Below are 666 nucleotides of genomic sequence, written 5' to 3'. Positions count from 1 at the left end.
GCAGATGAGAAAGCGGACATCAGCTTTGAAGAGTTTTTGAAAACGGCGGCTGTCAGCTCGGCGAAGATGGTGACCGAGATTGTCAAATCGCTATAAAATCATGCAGAAACGTTGAATTTCCGTTAGAATACGGAACGATTCAACCTTATTCTAAGGCCGTCTGAAAACCGAATCCCTGTTTTTTCAGACGGCCTTTCCGACTTTAATTGCATTTATCTTAATAACAATATGAAAAACATACGGAATTTCTCCATTATTGCCCACATCGACCACGGTAAATCGACGCTTGCCGACCGTTTTATCCAATACTGCGGCGGTTTGGATTTGCGCGAAATGAGTACGCAGGTGCTCGACTCCATGGACATCGAAAAAGAGCGCGGCATTACCATCAAAGCGCAAACCGCCGCGCTCAACTATAAAGCACGCGACGGGCAGGTGTATCAGCTTAACCTAATTGATACGCCGGGACACGTCGACTTTTCTTACGAAGTATCCCGTTCGCTCTCTGCCTGCGAAGGCGCGCTTTTGGTCGTTGACGCGTCACAAGGCGTGGAAGCGCAAACCGTGGCGAACTGCTATACCGCGATTGATTTGGGCGTGGAAGTCGTGCCTGTTTTGAACAAAATCGACCTGCCTGCCGCCGACCCCGAGCGCGTGGAACAGGAA

1 protein-coding gene and 1 pseudogene are annotated in these 666 nt (G+C 49.5%); both read left to right on the top strand.

Annotated elements, in window-relative coordinates; translation table 11 throughout:
* Positions 1–96: pseudogene (locus ACTHUR_RS14790) on the top strand (5'-methylthioadenosine/S-adenosylhomocysteine nucleosidase); the annotation flags it as partial.
* A gap of 132 nt (positions 97–228) precedes the next feature.
* Positions 229–666 (top strand): GTP-binding protein (locus ACTHUR_RS14785; protein ID WP_440399350.1); only part of this gene is annotated, 438 nt, incomplete at its 3' end.

The sequence above is a fragment of the Neisseria sp. P0021.S007 genome, from assembly GCF_051956855.1.
This window is presented reverse-complemented; position numbering and strand designations above follow the sequence as displayed.